At 46.3% G+C, this 17,173-nt stretch carries 15 protein-coding genes and 1 pseudogene; 7 read left to right on the top strand and 9 right to left on the bottom strand.

Annotation, left to right across the window (positions count from 1 at the left end; genetic code table 11):
• Positions 1-5: 5 nt before the first annotated feature.
• The 8 genes from ENN47_09935 to ENN47_09900 are packed head-to-tail and all read right to left on the bottom strand — an operon-like array spanning position 6 to position 7,581.
• Positions 6-383, bottom strand: a complete 378-nt coding sequence (locus ENN47_09935) for a hypothetical protein (protein ID HDP78481.1) — start codon at positions 381-383, stop codon at positions 6-8.
• Positions 384-395: 12 nt separating this feature from the next.
• The gene (locus tag ENN47_09930; GenBank protein ID HDP78480.1) at positions 396-1,280 is read right to left on the bottom strand and encodes an ABC transporter permease; all 885 of its coding nucleotides are present in this window, start codon (positions 1,278-1,280) and stop codon (positions 396-398) included.
• A gap of 12 nt (positions 1,281-1,292) precedes the next feature.
• Positions 1,293-2,276, bottom strand: a complete 984-nt coding sequence (locus tag ENN47_09925) for an ABC transporter permease (protein HDP78479.1) — start codon at positions 2,274-2,276, stop codon at positions 1,293-1,295.
• Positions 2,277-2,332: 56 nt separating this feature from the next.
• Positions 2,333-3,862, bottom strand: a complete 1,530-nt coding sequence (locus ENN47_09920) for an ABC transporter substrate-binding protein (GenBank protein HDP78478.1) — start codon at positions 3,860-3,862, stop codon at positions 2,333-2,335.
• Positions 3,863-3,895: 33 nt separating this feature from the next.
• Positions 3,896-4,732: a peptidase M55 gene (locus tag ENN47_09915; GenBank protein HDP78477.1), complete on the bottom strand. Its 837-nt coding sequence runs from the start codon at positions 4,730-4,732 to the stop codon at positions 3,896-3,898.
• A complete protein-coding gene (locus ENN47_09910; GenBank protein ID HDP78476.1) occupies positions 4,729-5,598 on the bottom strand; it encodes a MurR/RpiR family transcriptional regulator in 870 nt (289 codons plus the stop codon). The genes ENN47_09915 and ENN47_09910 overlap by 4 nt, the downstream gene beginning before the upstream one ends.
• Before the next feature lies 1 nt (position 5,599).
• Positions 5,600-6,565, bottom strand: a complete 966-nt coding sequence (locus ENN47_09905) for an ABC transporter ATP-binding protein (GenBank protein HDP78475.1) — start codon at positions 6,563-6,565, stop codon at positions 5,600-5,602.
• Positions 6,565-7,581, bottom strand: coding sequence for an ABC transporter ATP-binding protein (locus tag ENN47_09900; protein ID HDP78474.1), 1,017 nt, complete (start codon positions 7,579-7,581; stop codon positions 6,565-6,567). The genes ENN47_09905 and ENN47_09900 overlap by 1 nt, the downstream gene beginning before the upstream one ends.
• A gap of 285 nt (positions 7,582-7,866) precedes the next feature.
• Here ENN47_09900 and ENN47_09895 point away from each other — a divergent pair, with 285 nt between their 5' ends.
• The 6 genes and pseudogenes from ENN47_09895 (at position 7,867) to ENN47_09870 (ending at position 13,193) form a co-directional block, all read left to right on the top strand.
• A complete protein-coding gene (locus ENN47_09895) occupies positions 7,867-8,847 on the top strand; it encodes an ABC transporter substrate-binding protein (protein HDP78473.1) in 981 nt (326 codons plus the stop codon).
• 59 nt (positions 8,848-8,906) lie between these two features.
• Positions 8,907-10,601, top strand: a complete 1,695-nt coding sequence (locus ENN47_09890; protein ID HDP78472.1) for an iron ABC transporter permease — start codon at positions 8,907-8,909, stop codon at positions 10,599-10,601.
• Between the two features lie 6 nt (positions 10,602-10,607).
• On the top strand, positions 10,608-11,687 hold the full coding sequence (locus tag ENN47_09885) for an ABC transporter ATP-binding protein (protein ID HDP78471.1): 1,080 nt from the start codon (positions 10,608-10,610) through the stop codon (positions 11,685-11,687).
• Between the two features lie 3 nt (positions 11,688-11,690).
• On the top strand, positions 11,691-11,876 hold the full coding sequence (locus tag ENN47_09880) for a hypothetical protein (protein HDP78470.1): 186 nt from the start codon (positions 11,691-11,693) through the stop codon (positions 11,874-11,876).
• 349 nt (positions 11,877-12,225) lie between these two features.
• Positions 12,226-12,700 (top strand): annotated as a pseudogene (locus tag ENN47_09875) (hypothetical protein).
• Positions 12,701-12,809: 109 nt separating this feature from the next.
• Positions 12,810-13,193 carry a hypothetical protein gene (locus tag ENN47_09870; GenBank protein HDP78469.1) on the top strand — a complete coding sequence of 128 codons (384 nt, stop codon included), beginning with the start codon at positions 12,810-12,812 and terminating at the stop codon, positions 13,191-13,193.
• Positions 13,194-13,548: 355 nt separating this feature from the next.
• On the opposite strand, the gene ENN47_09865 is transcribed toward ENN47_09870, so the two are convergent.
• A complete protein-coding gene (locus tag ENN47_09865; protein ID HDP78468.1) occupies positions 13,549-14,451 on the bottom strand; it encodes a hypothetical protein in 903 nt (300 codons plus the stop codon).
• Between the two features lie 801 nt (positions 14,452-15,252).
• Here ENN47_09865 and ggt point away from each other — a divergent pair.
• Positions 15,253-16,908, top strand: coding sequence for a gamma-glutamyltransferase (ggt, locus tag ENN47_09860; protein HDP78467.1), 1,656 nt, complete (start codon positions 15,253-15,255; stop codon positions 16,906-16,908).
• Positions 16,909-17,173: the final 265 nt, after the last annotated feature.

The following is a 17,173-nucleotide window of genomic DNA, read 5'->3' as shown; positions in this document are numbered from 1 at the left end:
GACTTTTATCTTCGATTTCTCGTTTGGAGTGAAAAATGGAGTCTGACCCTATTTATTTTCCTCATAACGGCCCGAGCCACTTCTATCGGGTGCAGCACGTCTTTAATGCCGGTAACAACCCCCGCATTCAGATAGCTGTCCATTATTGCGGCATCCATTTCTATGTTTCCCTTTAGCGTAAGTACCGAACCTCTCCCGCAGTTGAAAGTAGGGTCTTCCTCCATAAGTTTGATAGCACCGATGACCCCCTCTAGAGCGCTGTTCTTATCTAACAGAATTGTATATCCTCTCTCTATAGCTTCTCTCAGTCCATTTCTGTGATTCCGGTAGTCTTCTTCACTCTTGAAACTGCCGGCCCCTCCATGAATCAATATCGCTTTCAAATCAGACTCCTCCTAGTTATATCTGGGATCTAGAAAGTCTCTCAGTCCGTCTCCAAGAGTATTAAAGGCTATTACGACGACTACAATCGCCAGTCCGGCAAATATGACTTCCGATGGTGCTACACTCAGGTAGTTCTTTCCGTTCGATAGCATTCCTCCCCAGGACGGTGTCGGAGGCTGTATTCCAAGACCCAGAAAGCTGAGCCCCGCCTCTGTGAGTATGGCGTCCCCGATACCCATTGTGGCGTATATTATTATCGGTCCAATTATGTTGGGGATTATGTGCAGAAGTATAATCCTTACCTCGGACATTCCCTGAGCGTGTGCCGATTCTATATATTCCTTTTCCTTTACGGAGAGAGTCGATCCCCTTACTATCCTTGCAAAGGCCGGTGTATAGACAAGACCGATCGCTATTATCACATTCTGCATCGAGCCTCCGCCTGTTATTGTCATCAGGGAGATGGCCAGAAGAAGAGACGGAAAAGCAAAGAATATATCAAGGATTCTCATGATCACGTTGTCTATCATTCCACCGTAGTAGCCGGCAATGACTCCCAGCATAGTCCCTGCAACAAGTGCTATTAATTGTGAAAGGAGCCCCACGGTGAGCGAGACTCTACTTCCAAGTATTATTCTGCTGAAGATATCTCTCCCAAAATCATCTCTCCCAAAGGGAGCGTCCCATGAAGGCTGGGCAAGTCTGGCATCCAGTCTGAAAGAGAAGAGAGGTTCACGGGCTATCATTGGCGCAAAGAGAGCTACAATGATTATCGCCACTACCATAACGGAACCGGCGACGAGACGCCTGTTGTGTATAGCGCGATGAAAGGTTCTCGTTTTATACCATGCCCTGTTAAGCTGTCTCTCTTCTCTGTCAGGAACAGTCTGTGTCATCCCAAACCACCTCTAATTGTACTTGATCCTTGGATCAAGCAGGACATATATCATATCCACGACTAGATTGAGCACGGCGAAGATCGTTGCGGTGAAGAGGATTATTCCCTGGAATACGGGATAGTCGCGCGAGAATATTGAATCGACCAGATCTCTTCCTATTCCGGGCCAAGCAAAGACAGTTTCGGTCAGCACGGCACCGCCCATGAGAGAGCCCAGCTGCATTCCGATAACAGTAACTATGGGTATAAGGGCATTCTTCAGCGCGTGTTTGTTTATAACGATCACTTCGCGCAGGCCCTTCGCTCTGGCCGTCTCTATGAAATTCTCGCCGAGTACTTCGAGCATGCTAGATCTGGCCATTCTGGCGATTAAGGCTGCGTACATACTTCCAAGAGCGAAAGATGGCATGACTATGCAGCTGAGAGCCTTGCCGAAAGCCGAGAAGTTTCCACCCGAGATCATCAGCCAGAAACCTTCAAAAAGGCCTACTGTCCTTCCAGACGCTGGAAACCAGCCGAGATTGACTGAGAAGACTATTATTAGTATAAGGCCTATCCAGAAGACAGGCATTGAAACTCCGAATAGAGCTACTCCCATCGAGATATAGTCAAAGGCAGTATCTTTTTTAACCGCGGCGAGAATGCCGATAGGAATTCCAAGTACTATCGCCCAGAGAGTACTCATAAGAGTGAGTTCGATTGTGGGTAGAATATGAGCCTTTATTATAGATGAGACCGGTACAAACTGGGTTATGGAGTTTCCAAGGTCTCCACGCAGGACATTGCCAAGGTATATTCCAAACTGAACCACTACCGGTTTGTCCAGTCCCAGTTTGATCCTCATATTCTGAACCATCTCGGCCGTAGCTCTTTCGCCGAGCATTACCCTTGCCGGATCTCCGGGTATCAAACGTCCTACAACAAATACAAGTAACATAACTCCGAAGACCACGAACAGTAAGAGAAATAATCTCCTCAGAAAGAACCTGAGCATACTTCACACCCCGAAAACGGGGGTCGTATAGACCCCCGGATTTGAAACTTGCCGCTTTAGTTCTCTACCCAGACATTTGTCTCCGGTGTGCAAAGGAACGTGTATTCAATAGCATTGGTTACGTATCCTTTGACCCGCTTGTTTATAGCAGTCATGGAGACTCTGTGGAAGAGTGGAATGTGCACGTAGTTGCTGAATATGACGTCTTGAACCGTACCGTAAAGGATCTTTCGCTGCGCGGGATCGGAGATCTTTCTCGCATCTTCCAGAGCCTTATCGACTACTTCGGAGTAGAATCTCGTTCCGTTGTATGAACTGGCACCGGTTTTCCATGCATCGATCTGCGAGTGATGTATATCGTATATAAGACCGTCCGGATCTGTAAGCCAGTTCCAGCCCATCATATACATACTGCACTTTCCAACGTCTATAAGTGGCAGATACGATGCCCATTCAAGCGATTCGACTCTAGCCTTTATACCTATTGCGGCGAGCTGTATCTGCATTAGCTCGGCGATCTTTCTTCTGTAAGTGTCCTGTGGGGTGTATATGGTTATTTCAAAGCCGTTTGCGTATCCGGCCTCTTTCAGTAACTTTATCGCTTCAGTCGGATTGTACGTGAGAGCGTACTTTTCTACTTCTTTGTTATAAGCCCACGATGAGGGAGACAGAGAGGATTGAGCTCTAACGCCAGCTTCGCCCAGAACGGCTTTTACTATGGCGTTCATATCGACTCCCATGTAGATAGCCTTTCTCACATTTATATCACTCACTGGAGTGTTTGCAACGTTGAAGGCGAGATAGTAGTAATTTAGAGCTGGAACGATCTGGAGTTCGAGTTTCTGGTTCTTCCTGATTCTATCGAAGTCATCCGGAAGCACAGACATGACCATATCCACGTCACCGGATTCAAGGTTCACCAGAGCCACTGAGTGTTCAGGAATCGGCTTCATAATTACTTTTGCTAGATTAGGATACTTCATCCAGTAGTTCTCATTTCTGATAAGAACGAGCTGATTGTTCTTTTCCCACTTCTCGACCACGAAAGGTCCTGTACCGATAGGTTTCAGACCGTAGGCCGTAGGATCGGCTTCACGAACTTTTGCGTTAACTATCGGCTGAGTGAAAACTCTTTCGAGGAAGGCCGCGAACGGATACTGGAGGACTATTTTGACGGTGTAGTGATCCAGTTTCTCGATAGAGTTAATTATCTTCAGGTTTTCAAAGTTGGGCGAGCTCGTTGCCGGATCCATGACGGTCTTGAAAGTGTACACAACATCATCGGCGGTTAGCAGATCACCGTTGTGAAACTTGATTCCCTCGCGTATGTGAAAGACCCATGTCTGAGAGTCTTCCGTTTCCCAGGTTGCAAGGGAGGGTACGATCTCGAGGTTCGGAGTTACGCTCACAAGTGGATCGAATACTTGAATATACATCTGGAACGAAGCGTTATCGCCCACTACAATCGGGTCAAGCGACCTCGCATCCTTTTCGACGGCTATCGTTAGAACGCCATCGGTTGTCACACCTAGTAAGGTCAGAGTAGCAAGAATCAACATCACCAGTACTGCTAGCTTTCTTTTCATTGCAATCCCTCCTAATCTATTGCCCAATTGGGCTCATTTGTAATTTGCGAATCTTCCGCCGATCATCGCGACTGTCAGGATCATCTTGAGGATGTTCCCGTAGTCTTGTGAAACATACCTGACCGTTCTACCGGAGACTCTCTCGAGGTCCGGCACGATCGACACGGCGTCGGCAATCGCAGTCGTGAAAAGATCAATCTCAAGAGTTGTTTGCTTCTCGGGTTTCAGTGGAGAGATCGCCGGGAGTTTTTTCACAAGCTGTTTCACGCCTCCGGTATAGTTCTGGCGAACGACTTCGGGATGATATACCTTTGCCGAAAAACGTCCGATTCCTTCCTTAGTTCTCACAAAAGGCACATCTATAAAACCCGACAGCTGCTTTTCGAGAATATCATCGCCTGAAACCAGCGCGACAGGAACACCTTTCCAGCCAGCATAGTAAGAATTGATCTCTGTCTCGCCGACTTCTCTTCCGTTAAGCCTTATGTTGTAAATCGAAGACCCTGAGTACGAGTGGTCCATACCCCCATGCCAGGAACCGATTCTCGCATGATAGCCGATCAGCATCACCAGGTCGAAGGAGCTATCCAGGCCTTCCATCATATACCAGGGTCTTGGATAGCCTCTGATCCAGCTGACTCTACTGTCTTCTATCGAGCCATACTTGAGGTTTTCTCCCCTTGCATGTGAATCGCAGATAACTATCTCTTCGATCATCGGATTCAGCTCCGAGTTTCTCAGTTCTTCGACAAGCCAGTTGAGTTCACGGTCGAGAGTACCCGTCCAGAAGCCCGCGGTTGTTGACTCCATTTCATTCCAGGAAACAACTCCCGATACGCCCTCCATATCCGTAGATATGAATATCTTCACTCTTCCTCGCCTCCTTCCTTTGCGATATATTTATATCCCTCTAATTCAACGTTCCAGATCTCTTTCATCTCTTTCATCCCGGTCTTTTTCTCCCGCAACAGTAAAAAGTTGCTTATAATCTGTATCAGAGCGATAGGACCAACGAAGGAATTGTTTAGAAGAAGAGAATTGCTCTCACAAATTACCGCGGAGTAAGCGTAAGGAAAGACCGGACACTGAGGTGAATCACAGGCAAGAAGGATCTTCGTACCTTTCTTTCTGGCAACGCTTACGACGTATTCAAATTCTTTTGAATAAGGGGGGAATGTCATTATTATGAGCAGGTCCTTTGACTCCATGTGTTTCACTCTTGGCGAAAAGTCTGACACGGAACCGGTCAACATCCATAATGGTTTGCTCTGGAATGTCGCGAGGGCATAACTCAACAGAGAGATTACGAATCTAGTTGCACCGAAGCCCGCCAGATAGATGTGCTGTGCCTCTATTATAGCTTCAACCCACTTGATGGCCTCTTCGGGTGTGAGTGAATCCAGTGTCTTACGCAGATTATTAATCTCGTTCCGGGAGAGTTCTTCGAGCTGCTTTTGCAAAGAGCGTCTGTCCAGATCCGTAATAGCTATCTTCTCGTATGGTGAAAGCTTTTTGCGCAATTCGCTCTGTATAGCTTTCTTCAGTTCATCGAAGCCCGAATAGCCGACAATTCTTGCGAAACGCACTACCGAAGCTTTGCTGACACCTGAATGATTGCTGAGATCTTCTACCGAAATGAACCCTATTTCCGAATAGTTTCCGAGAATATAGTTGGCGATCTTTAGATTCGCAGGGGAAAACTGGTTGAGCATTTCGGAAATCTTCGTAAGGACCATATCAAACCTCCATCAGATGGCAGGCAACAAGATGACCATCTCCGACATCTCTTAACTCTGGCGTGTCTCTACGACAGACATCCATTACGAAATTGCATCTGGGATGAAAGTAACAGCCAGTCGGTGTTTCTATTGGAGAGGGAGTTTCCCCCTTCAAAACCTTCAATTCGGAACTGGATTTGATGCTCGGTATTGAGCTCAGCAGACTCTTCGTGTAAGGGTGTAACGGATTCGAATAGAGATCGTTTGTCTCATCCATTTCGACGATCCTTCCCAAGTACATAACGGCGATCCGATCGCTTATAAACTTTACCACTCCGAGATCGTGAGAAATAAAGATGTATGTCATGCTGAACTCTTCTCTAAGATCTGCGAGAAGGTTCAATATCTGTGATTGTATCGAGACATCTAAAGCAGACACGGCTTCATCGCATATCACCAGAGCTGGATTTGTAGACAGTATTCTGGCAATCATTATCCTCTGCCTTTGACCACCGGAAAACTCGCCCGGGTATCTCTTTGCAGCAGACGTAGGGAGACCGACAACCTGCAATAGCTCTCTGATCCTTTCACTGATTTCATTCTTACTTTTGCAAAGTCTGTGGACTTTCAGCGGTTCTCCAACAATACTATCTACTGTCATTCTTGGATTAAGCGAAGCGTAAGGATCCTGAAAGATCATCTGCATGTTTCTTCGATAAGGCTTCATCTCTTTTCTCGAAAACTTCGTAATATCATCTTCGTTGAAGATTATCCTTCCCCCGGTAGGTTCCAAAAGCTTCAGAATAGCCCTTCCCAGGGTCGATTTTCCACACCCTGACTCCCCAACCAGACCAAGCGTTTCGGAGTTTTCTATTGAGAAGCTCACTCTATCCACCGCTTTCACGAAGCGACGATCTCCGAAAACCCCTTTTCTTGCAGCAGGAAAGAACTTGCTAAGATTCTCAATTTTCAACATTTCAGTCATTAGTTTCCACCACGCATTTCTCTGCTGTACAGAAGACACGCCACCCTATGTTCCGAAGAGATCTCTTCGAGAGAAGGATCGATCAAGTTACACTCGTCAAAAACATCGGGGCATCTGTTACTGAAGGGACAACCGGGAGGAATTTCGTATAACTCGGGAACGACTCCCCTCAGTGCGTTTAATCGAAAATCTCTCGAGTGGGGGATCTCAATATCGGGAATCGAAGCTATTAATCCCTTCGTATAGGGATGTGCCGGAGAGGCCAGGATCTCTCCCACCGGGGCATCTTCTACGATCTTTCCGGCGTACATAACGTTTACTCGATCGGCCAGTTGAGATATTACTCCAAGATCGTGCGTTATTATCATAACTGCCATTCCATACTCGGCTCTCATCTTAAGGATAATATCTAGAATCTGAGCCTGTATGGTCACGTCCAACGCAGTTGTCGGTTCGTCGGCAATTAGGAGTCCGGGCTTGCATGCAAGCGCCATCGAGATCATAACCCTTTGCCTGAGTCCGCCGGAAAGCTGGTGTGGATACGCATCGAACCTCTTTTCCGGTTCGGGAATACCCACCGCCTTGAATAGCCCTATCGCCCTTTCTCTCAGAGAGTCGCGATCACCATAGTTATGTGCCTGCATAACTTCGACAACTTGCTTACCGACACGAAATACCGGGTTGAGGGAAGTCATGGGTTCCTGGAAGATCATGGATATCTCTTTTCCCCGAATCCTTCTCATTACTTCGGGGTCCCCGGGAAAGATCTGTTTCTGTCTGTACAGAATTCTACCTTCGGGGATTATCGCAGGGGGCGATTTAAGAAGCCCCATGACTGCCCTGGCGGTGATGCTCTTTCCGCAACCCGATTCTCCCACAAGACCGAGTACTTCACCGTGTCCTATGCTCAGATCGAGATCACGTACCGCTCTTGCGGTACCAAAAAACGTTTTGAAGTGTATAGAAAGTCCTTTAATCTGAAGAAGATCCTGTGAACTCACCAGATCACCAACCATGAAACAACCTTTTCATTATGATAGCATTATGAAACTATTATTCCATCAGACCATCACACCAGATAGCAGCCTCTAGAGAGAAAATAAAGAGAAATATGCACCGTTTTCTCTCTGGATTGCAATAGTCAGGCTAATTTTCGAGAGCTCCTCAACTGTCAGAAAAAAAGAATTGATAGACTAGAAGAACAGAACAGTTGCTGCTCCTTTCGTGGTGGTACAGAAAAGCAATCCAAATTCCTTTGGAATTGATGTAAAATATGCCTATCACGAATAGGAAGTGTAAGTATGAAACGCATTCTTGTTTTGCTTCTTTCTTTAGTCTTCGCCGTTGGTCTCTTCGCAAATCTAGTTGTTTATTCTAGTGTTGACGAGGCGAACGCGCGCAAGATTCTAAATGCCTTTGTCGCTGAAACCGGAATAAAAGTCGACTTTGTCTTCCTCTCTTCCGGTCCCGCACTTGCAAGGATCGAGGCTGAGATAAACAATCCCCAGGCAGACGTCTGGTTTGGCGCCCCGCTGGAAAACCACATAATAGCCAAAGAACGCGGCCTCACACAAGCTTACAAGACGCTCTCAGTGTACGGAGTTCTGCCGGAATTCTATGACATTGATGGTTTCTATCATCCGATCTACATGAATCCGCTGGGAGTTGGAATCAACAAGACCGTTCTACAGCAGATCAAAGCTCCAGTACCGGAAACCTGGGAAGATCTTCTGAAGCCCGCATACAGCAGGATGATTCAGTATCCCAATCCCCAGTCTTCGGGAACCGCCTACAGTCTAATAACCGGACTCGTGCAGATCTATGGGGAGGATGGGGCAATCGAGTATCTGAGAAAGCTCGTTCCAAATATACAGACCTACACACAGAGCGGTACCGGTCCCTCCAAAGCCGTCGGCCCCGGTCAGGTAGCGATGGGTATTCAGTTCACTCCGGCCTTCTTCCAGTTTATGGAGCAGGGTTATCCGGTGGATGTTGTCTTCCCGAAAGAGGGAGTACCCTACGAAGTCGCTTCCGTTTCTATACTGAAAGGCGCAAAGAATCTTGCCGATGCCCAGAAACTCGTTGACTGGGTAGTTTCAAAGGCCGGTCAGCAGCAGGTAGTAAATCAGCAGACTTACTTCTACCCGATAAGATCCGACGTCGATTTCGGGACACTTCAACCTCTTTCAACTATTAAATTGCTTCCTGTGGATCCTGCGTGGGCAGCTGAAAACAAGACAAGGCTTATCGAGAGATGGGTCAATGAGGTTCTTCCTTACTGACGATTGATATACTTCTCATGAGGGGGAGAAATCCCCCTCTTTGCTAGGAGGTTCCGCTCGTGGCTTTCAAGGGTGAAGAGACAAAGAATAGGTTGCTCAATCTTCTGAAAGATCCTTTCTTGCTTTTGTTGATACTCCTGATCTTCGCCGCGTTGGCGATATTTATAATCTACCCGATTTTCAAAGTATTCTCTGCCAGCCTTACGAACAGGCAGGGAGAGTTTGACCTGAGCGCTTACAGCAAGGCCTTCTCAAACAGGTATATGAGGCAGGGTTTCTACAACAGTCTTCTAGTAGCAGGTCTTACTGCATTCTTCGGAATGCTTATAGGTTATCTCTTTGCCTATACCGTCAACAGGACGGATATACCCTTCAAGCGCTTCTTCAAGACTGTGGCAGTTCTACCCATAGTCTTTCCTCCATTTATAGGTGCCCTGTCCATAATAATGCTTTTCGGCTTCAACGGACTCATCACCGCCGGTATCTTCGGCATTAGAAACTTTCCGGTCTATGGATTGTGGGGCTTGATGATGGCACAGGTGGTCTGTTTCTTCCCTGTCGCTTTCATCACGCTTGACGGAGTCATCGGAACAATAAGCCCCACTCTCGAAGACGCGGCGTTCAACCTCGGCGCAAACCGCTGGCAGGCCTTCCGTAAGGTTATCCTTCCAATGTCAGTTCCGGGTATAGCTAGTACGATGCTGGTGTTGTTCATCGAATCGCTCGCCGATTTTGGAAATCCCTTGATACTTGCCGGAAGCAAGTTTCCCGTGTTATCGGTCCAGGCATATCTGCAGATTACCGGTATGTACGATACCAGAGGCGGAGCCGCGCTCGCCGTGTGGTTGCTGTTCCCATCGATAGTCGCCTTTATCATTCAGAAGTACTGGGTAGGAAAGAAGAAGTACGTAACTGTTACCGGCAAGCCGACCACATCTGTCTTGAAGAGCGTCAACAAGCCCGTGAAATGGATACCTTTCTCTCTCTGCATGCTAATGGCCGTCTTTACCCTGACCATCTACGCTACGATCTTCTGGGGTGCCTTCGTGAAAGCCTGGGGAATGAATAACACACTTACGCTGGAGAACTTCAGGTATGTGTTCGACGTTGGCTCTAAGGCTATAAGAGACACCCTCATAATAGCCTTCACATCTACGCCGATATCTGCAGTGCTGGGCATGATAATTGCCTTCCTTCCGGTCAGAAAGGTATTTCCCGGAAGAAGGTTAATGGAGTTCACATCGCTTCTCAGTTTTGCCGTTCCCGGAACGGTCATAGGTATCGGGTATATACTGGCCTTCAACAGCAGGCCGTTTTTGCTCACCGGAACTCTGGCGATACTTGTGCTGAACTTCGTGTTCAGATACATACCGGTGGGGATTCAATCAGGTGTCGCCCTTCTTAACCAGGTCGACCCGGCGATAGAAGAGGCTGCCTATACGCTGGGAGCGGACAATCGGCAGGTCTTCATTAAAGTGACCCTACCGTTAATCATACCGGCGTTCTTCTCGGCGCTCGTCTTCGCCTTTGTCCGTGCGATGACGGCTATAAGCGCGGCAATCTTCCTGGTTTCGGCACGGTGGAATCTCATCACTGTTCAGATTCTCAGCCAGAGCGATTCGGGACGGCTTTCAGAAGCCTGTGCATTTTCAGTTCTTCTGATAGCAATGATAATGGGGTTCATATTCGTGTTGAAGATCTTCCTGAAAAACAAGGTCAGTCTTTCCGGCGGCAGCAGTATGGGACAGGGGTGAGATGTTATGAGTTTGATTCTAAAGAACGTTAGAAAGGTCTTCACGAGCTACGGCGTGGAGACAGTTGCGGTAGACAACTTCGATCAATCGATAGAAAAGGGGCAACTAGTAACGCTCCTCGGTCCCTCGGGCTGTGGGAAGACAACAACTCTCAGAATAATCGCGGGATTCGAGATCCCGACGAACGGAAGAGTGATTCTCGACGAGAAAGACGTTACCAATCTTCCCCCTAACAGGAGAAACATATCGATGGTCTTCCAGAGTTATGCGCTCATTCCTCATCTGACAGTTGAAGAAAACATCGCTTTCGGCTTGAAACTGAAGAGGCTAGATCGCGCACAGATGAAGAGGAAGATGCGCGAAATGACCGACCTCGTCGGTTTGAAGGGTCTGGAGAAGAGAAGACCGGACCAGCTTTCCGGCGGTCAGCAGCAGAGAGTGGCTCTCGCAAGAAGCCTGGTAATGGAGCCCAGCGTTCTGCTCTTCGATGAACCTTTGTCTAATCTCGACGCGAAGCTCAGAGAATCTATGAGGCTTGAGATAAGAAGAATACAGCAGGAGGTTAATATAACGAGCGTCTATGTGACACACGATCAAGTAGAGGCCATGAGCATCTCGGACACAATCGTGGTAATGAACGAAGGAAAGGTAATGCAAATCGGAAGCCCCTTCGACATATACGCCCGACCTACGAACAGCTTTGTCGCCGACTTCATAGGTCGGGTGAACTTCATCGACGCAGTAGTCGATTCCGTAGATGGAGATACGGTAACGGTCTCTGTCAGGTCAACGGGAGAGAGACTAATTGGAAAGAAGGGATCGGAAATGTCGCCGGGAAATGAAGTCAAGGTCGTTCTGCGGCCGGAATCGCTTTCCGACAGAAAGGAAGACAGGATAAACATCCTGAACGGAAAGGTCTTGAAGTTTGTCTTTCTCGGTTCCAATGTCGAATATGAACTTGAACTGCCTGACGGAAAGAGGATAAACGCCGTTACCTTCAATCCCATCGAAAGAAAACTGCCGGTCGTTGGAAGGGATACTGAGCTCTACTTCTCCAGAGAAAGCGCCTGGGTAATAAAGGCATAATCGATGGACGGCCACGACGCGCTTACATATTATTGTCTCGATCTTGATTACCCGTTTTTCAGCGAGTGGATTCAGATAACTCCTTATTCTTATGAGTCGGTGGATCCGGGGCCTTACAATCCCGAAAAGGTCGGATTCGCCGACTATCTTGGCCAACAGCATATGGTCGATTCGGACTTCAAAAAATAGGAGTCTGACCCTATTTTATGGACCCTATTTTATGAAGAAAACCCTCACAGATTTTGGTCTGCGATTTCTCTTCTTAATGGGAAAATCGGAGTCTGACCCTATTTATTTTAATTTGCGTCACTCCCTTTTTGTCATCAACAATATCATAGTCTTTGTTACACTGAATTCAAAATGGCAAAACTAGATTCAAGGTTATTGTAGGAATTCGCTCTCTTAAAGATTTTATCCCACGAGACAATATTAACGACAATAAAATTTGAAGTGACGGTGCTATGATTTAATTTGAAATACATATAACAATTGCTTAACCGAAGATTCGGGATTTCAACGAAATTAGGGGGTGTTAGTCTTGCGTAAATGGATTAAGGGACTTCTTGGGCTACTGATCGTTATGAGTATCCTACTATCAGGATGCATAGTTACTCCTCCTGTGGACCAAGGGCAATGGGTTCTGAAGGATTATTGGCAGCATTATATACTTTCGGAGCATTACTACACTTATTCTTAATTCGCTTTACCCGGGTTACAACTGCGATAATGTAAAGATCACTGTCAATTGCTCTACAGCACCCAGCTATGGTTTTGAAGTATGGATAATGACTCAAACTCAGTTCAATAACTTCGTGAATTCGAAAGTAGTGAGTGTTGTTGATCACTTCACTCTCTATTCAGGCAATTACACATTGTATCCCAGTGCAATGTCGCCTGGAGGAACTTATCGTGTCGTGATTGACAATACTGATTACGGATGGGTAGATACTAATTGGGATGGTTATGACGATTACTGCAGATTTGATGCGGACGTCTATTTTCACATCAATTGAGATGCTTCTGTTTCCGATCGTTTCATCCTGGAAGTCCTACCTGATCACATAGCCCTCCAAAACATGGCACAGAACAGTTGGGAAGCTTTAGGACAAAAGGAGGTTCAAAATGAGAAAAGTTCTTTCGGTAATGCTTTTGGTAACTCTTCTAGCTGGAAGCATGGCAGCGGGTTTTACTATGTATGATGCAATGTCTTTGGGACACTATCACGGATTAAAAGATGCAGATAATACCGGCTTCTTTGGGGCTGTGATTCTGGGATCTCTGTCTGCACTGGTTATGAATACTGGTTCGACATCTCTTCCTGCAAAAAGGGTTGCTTATATCAACAGTCTTACAAATGATCTTGAAGCAATCGCCGCCTATGAGGAAGCATATTCATTTGCATATTCTAACCGAATAGCCTGCAATACTTGGAGAGGTTATGTAATTGCTTCTGTCATCAGTTCGGTAATTGCAGTTATTACTCTGCTGTTGGGAGCGTCGAGTTAACAGAAAGAGGATTGCAGAGAAGTCCATTGCTTAGTCCAGCCCTTTTTCTCGGCAAAGTAAGAACTGGGGGATTTGATTAGGACGCAGACCTTTGTGAACGATCCATTTTGCAGTTGTTTTAAGCAAAGTTCTCTGAAATAGCAGATTTGTCGAACGTTGTTTAGTATAAGTACTCTATAAACCTCTTTTGGAGAACGGGCACTTCACGTAAAAATTGGAGTCTGACCCGAATAAGAAAGCTTCTCGAGAAGAGAGAAGGCGTAAATAACCTTTTCGATTATGCCTGGATCTCTTTTGGGGAATCTCTCGTTTCTCAGTTTCATTATCCATTCGCGTTCAAGAGAAGCGTTGTCAATCACAATACCCACACCTCGCCAATATTGTCGGTCACAAACTTCCTTATTCTTCTCCACCTTCCTCTTCTTGAAGCATATCTCCTAAGCACGCTTTGATCTATAGCGAACCTTTCAAAGGCCTCTTCGAAAAGCTCTACCGTCATATCTCCCTGAATATAGTCATAGATCTGTTCATCGCAAAACACATCCACAAGAATCTTTTCAAGGGATGAAATAGGAACATCTTCTACCGACGTAATCGGAGATTGCGTGACTAGGTTCTTGACTATTACGAGTTCCGGTAAGCCCGATCCATAGAGGCGCATATCTCTTTCAGATGGTTTGAGCAGCACATTGTCATAACGGACTGAAAGAAAATCGAATACCGATTCTTCGGCGCCCTTTTCACACTCGACAACAAATCTCCTGCCGGCTGCCTGCTGCGATATGAAGGAGTTTATCCAGTATGAATTTGTCAAACAGATTCCAAGATAAGGAAACTCCCCGGCCAGAGAAGTCCATAAATCCTTAAGTTCATCAGATATAGATGGAAGGAAGGTCGGTTTCACCTCGGTACTGAAAACACCCTTGGCAATTCTAGAAATCATCCCCATCTTCTCCAAGGATTGGGCAGTACCACTAACACTTGCCAATTCACTTGGTTCCCTAATATCCGACAGCCTTAGAAAACTCCCTTTCATCCCATCAATCTTCAAGTCAGACACGGCAAGGTTATCTATCCTGTAGATTCCCCAGCCCGCGGAGCTAAGCAAACCGATTTTCTTGAGTGAATTTATGCGCCAGTCAAGGCGTTGCTCAGAATCCTTCGGGAAGATCCTCGCCAGATAAGCGAGAAGCTTGCGCCTTGTAATAAGTCCCGATTCATCGGCAAGATCGGAGATTTCTCTTTCAAAATCCTGCATAAACACCTCCAACCATATCTATTAATTACGTCAATTATATCAGCTTATTGACATATTTATTAGATATGATCTGAATAGTTCACCAATGAAACGAACCAACTATCTGAAAGAAGAAAATTCCAATTCATGAAAATAGACTGCTTATAACGTACGCAAAATTGCTGAGACTGGCGCTTAGAAGTGAATTTCTCTTTTCTTCAGTTAAGCAGTTGCAACTTTTACTATAGCTGCGCTTGGGTCTCCAGCAACTTCCAATTCCGCCCTTTTAAATTCCATGGCGTTGCCTCCTAGCCTGTTTCTGTTTTCGATCTCTCAACGATCTCTTTGTACTGCTCGCTGCAGCGAAAAATGGAGTCTGACCCTATTTTTGTTGACCGCGAAAAATGGAGTCTGACCCTATTTTTGTTGACCCTATTTTTGTTCACTGTTTTTGTTCAAATTACTGTTTCTGCGAATTCCGCTCTCTTATGTTTTGCCACAAAGAGAGCAAATTCGTAAGAGCGCCTAATACTGCCAGTAGATCGCTCTTTTCCATGCTTTCAGGAACATAGTCTCTTTTCGGATTCGAAGAATGCGAACATGAGTTTCCAATGAGTCTAATTGCGTGCATATAAGAGATCACCCAGGGAGATAACTTGGTCTTGAGAGAATCAATCAATGTTTGGAGCCTTTCATCGACAAGCAGGAATTTATATTTTGATAATTGACCGGAAAGGTGGAAGTCAGATGATATAATTTTAATATCTTTTTTATCTCTAAAAAGGAGGGGGAAATGTGAGAAAAGCTATATTATCTGTAATCATGGCCGTAATGGTTGTTATTATGTTTGCAGCGCATCCGCTCAATCTTTACTCAAGAGACGCAGAAGGAAGAAATGGTGTTGTTGCGGCAGCGAAACCAGAGGCTTCGGAGGTTGGAGTCAAGATACTAGAGATGGGTGGAAATGCCGTAGATGCAGCCATAGCTACCGCTTTCGCTCTTGGAGTACTCGAACCTAACGCTTCGGGATTGGGCGGAGGCGGCTTCATGATCATCAAGCTCGCCGACATGGATGAAGCCATAGTAATCGACTTCAGAGAGACAGCTCCTTCAGCGGCCGGACCTACTTTCTTCAATCTCGACGCCAACAACAGAGTTATTAACCAGGAAAGCAACGTCGGCGGTAAGGCAGTCGGAGTACCCGGCGAAGTAGCAGGCCTACTTTACGCACTCGAGCATTTTGGAACTATGTCAAGAGCTCAGGTGATTCAGCCATCAATTGAATGGGCCGAAAAGGGAATTCTCGTAACTGTAAACCTGTACGACATAATTAACAGCAACTACGACAAGATAGTTGCAATGGAGAACGGTGTAGATCTATATTTGAAGGATGGCGGACTGCCATACGAGATTGGAGAGACAATCGTTCTCAAGGATCTTGCAGACACTCTGAGAATAATTGCTGAAAAGGGTGTAGACGGCTTCTACAAGGGCGACATTGCCGAGAAGATAGCTGCCGAGGTTCAGAAGAGGGGCGGAGTCCTTACTCTTGAGGATCTTGCAAATTATGACCTTCAGATCAGAAAGCCGGTAGTCGGAACGTACAGAGGTTATACAATTCTCTCTGTACCGCCTGCAAGTTCCGGAGGTACCCACATAATCGAGCTCCTGAACATAATGGAGAACTTCGACATTGCGGCGATGGGAGACAATACAGTTGAGACTCTCCATCTCTGGTCCGAAGCGCTGAAGATGATCTTCGCCGACAGATCGAGATATATGGCCGACACCGCATTTGTTGATGTGCCGCTAGTTGGCCTGACTTCCAAAGAGTACGCGAAGACTCTTGCAGAGAAAATCGATATGACAAAGCCGCTTGAATCTGTAAGTGCCGGCGATCCCTGGCAGTACGAAAGTGGTAGCACCACCCATCTTTCGGTCATGGACAAAGACGGTAACATGGTTGCGATGACAAAGTCAATCAATTACTTCTTTGGTTCGGGAGTTGTGGTACCTGGAACCGGAATAATCATGAATAACCACATGGACGACTTTGTAAAGACCCCCGGTTCGGCAAACTCGGTCGAACCCGGAAAGAGACCGTTAAGCAGTATGAGTCCGACTCTCGTTCTTGATCCCGAGGGCAAGCCCTACATGACGATCGGTTCTCCCGGGGCCACAAGAATAATAACGACTGTCGCCCAGGTCATTAGCAACGTAATTGATCATGGAATGCCAATCCAGACAGCAATACTTGCCCCAAGAGTTTACAGGAGCCAGTCCGGTGCGATGTCCATCGAAGGCAGGATCTCTATCAACGCTTACAACAAACTGCTGGAAATGGGACACCAGATAACTGTCAGAGAGGATTACGATCCTTACTTTGGTGGTGTCCACGCTGTGCTGTTCAACCGCGACATTGGCATACTCTTCGGAGGAGCCGACCCAAGGCGTGACGGACAGGCATTCGCGTTCTGATTTGTATATAATTTAGTTCTAACAAAACACGGGGAGCTTCTCCCCGTGTTTTTCTCTTTCAAATCAAATGCAGAGGCGCAATATCATATTTTTATTCCAAATCTCGAGAGAATAAGTGAGAAGAGTGCATAACTCGATACCATGATACTGCTAGATATAATCAATGCTAAATAGGGCTTCCTGAAAAAGCGTACAAAGCGCATGAATAGTGAAGTACAGGCGAATAATGTGGTATAATGGTGCAAGGGAAAACAAGGTATAGACT

The sequence above is a fragment of the Mesotoga infera genome (assembly GCA_011045915.1).
Taxonomy (GTDB): domain Bacteria; phylum Thermotogota; class Thermotogae; order Petrotogales; family Kosmotogaceae; genus Mesotoga; species Mesotoga infera_D.
The sequence above is the reverse complement of the archived record's forward strand: the minus strand, read 5'-3'. Positions and strand labels throughout refer to the sequence as shown.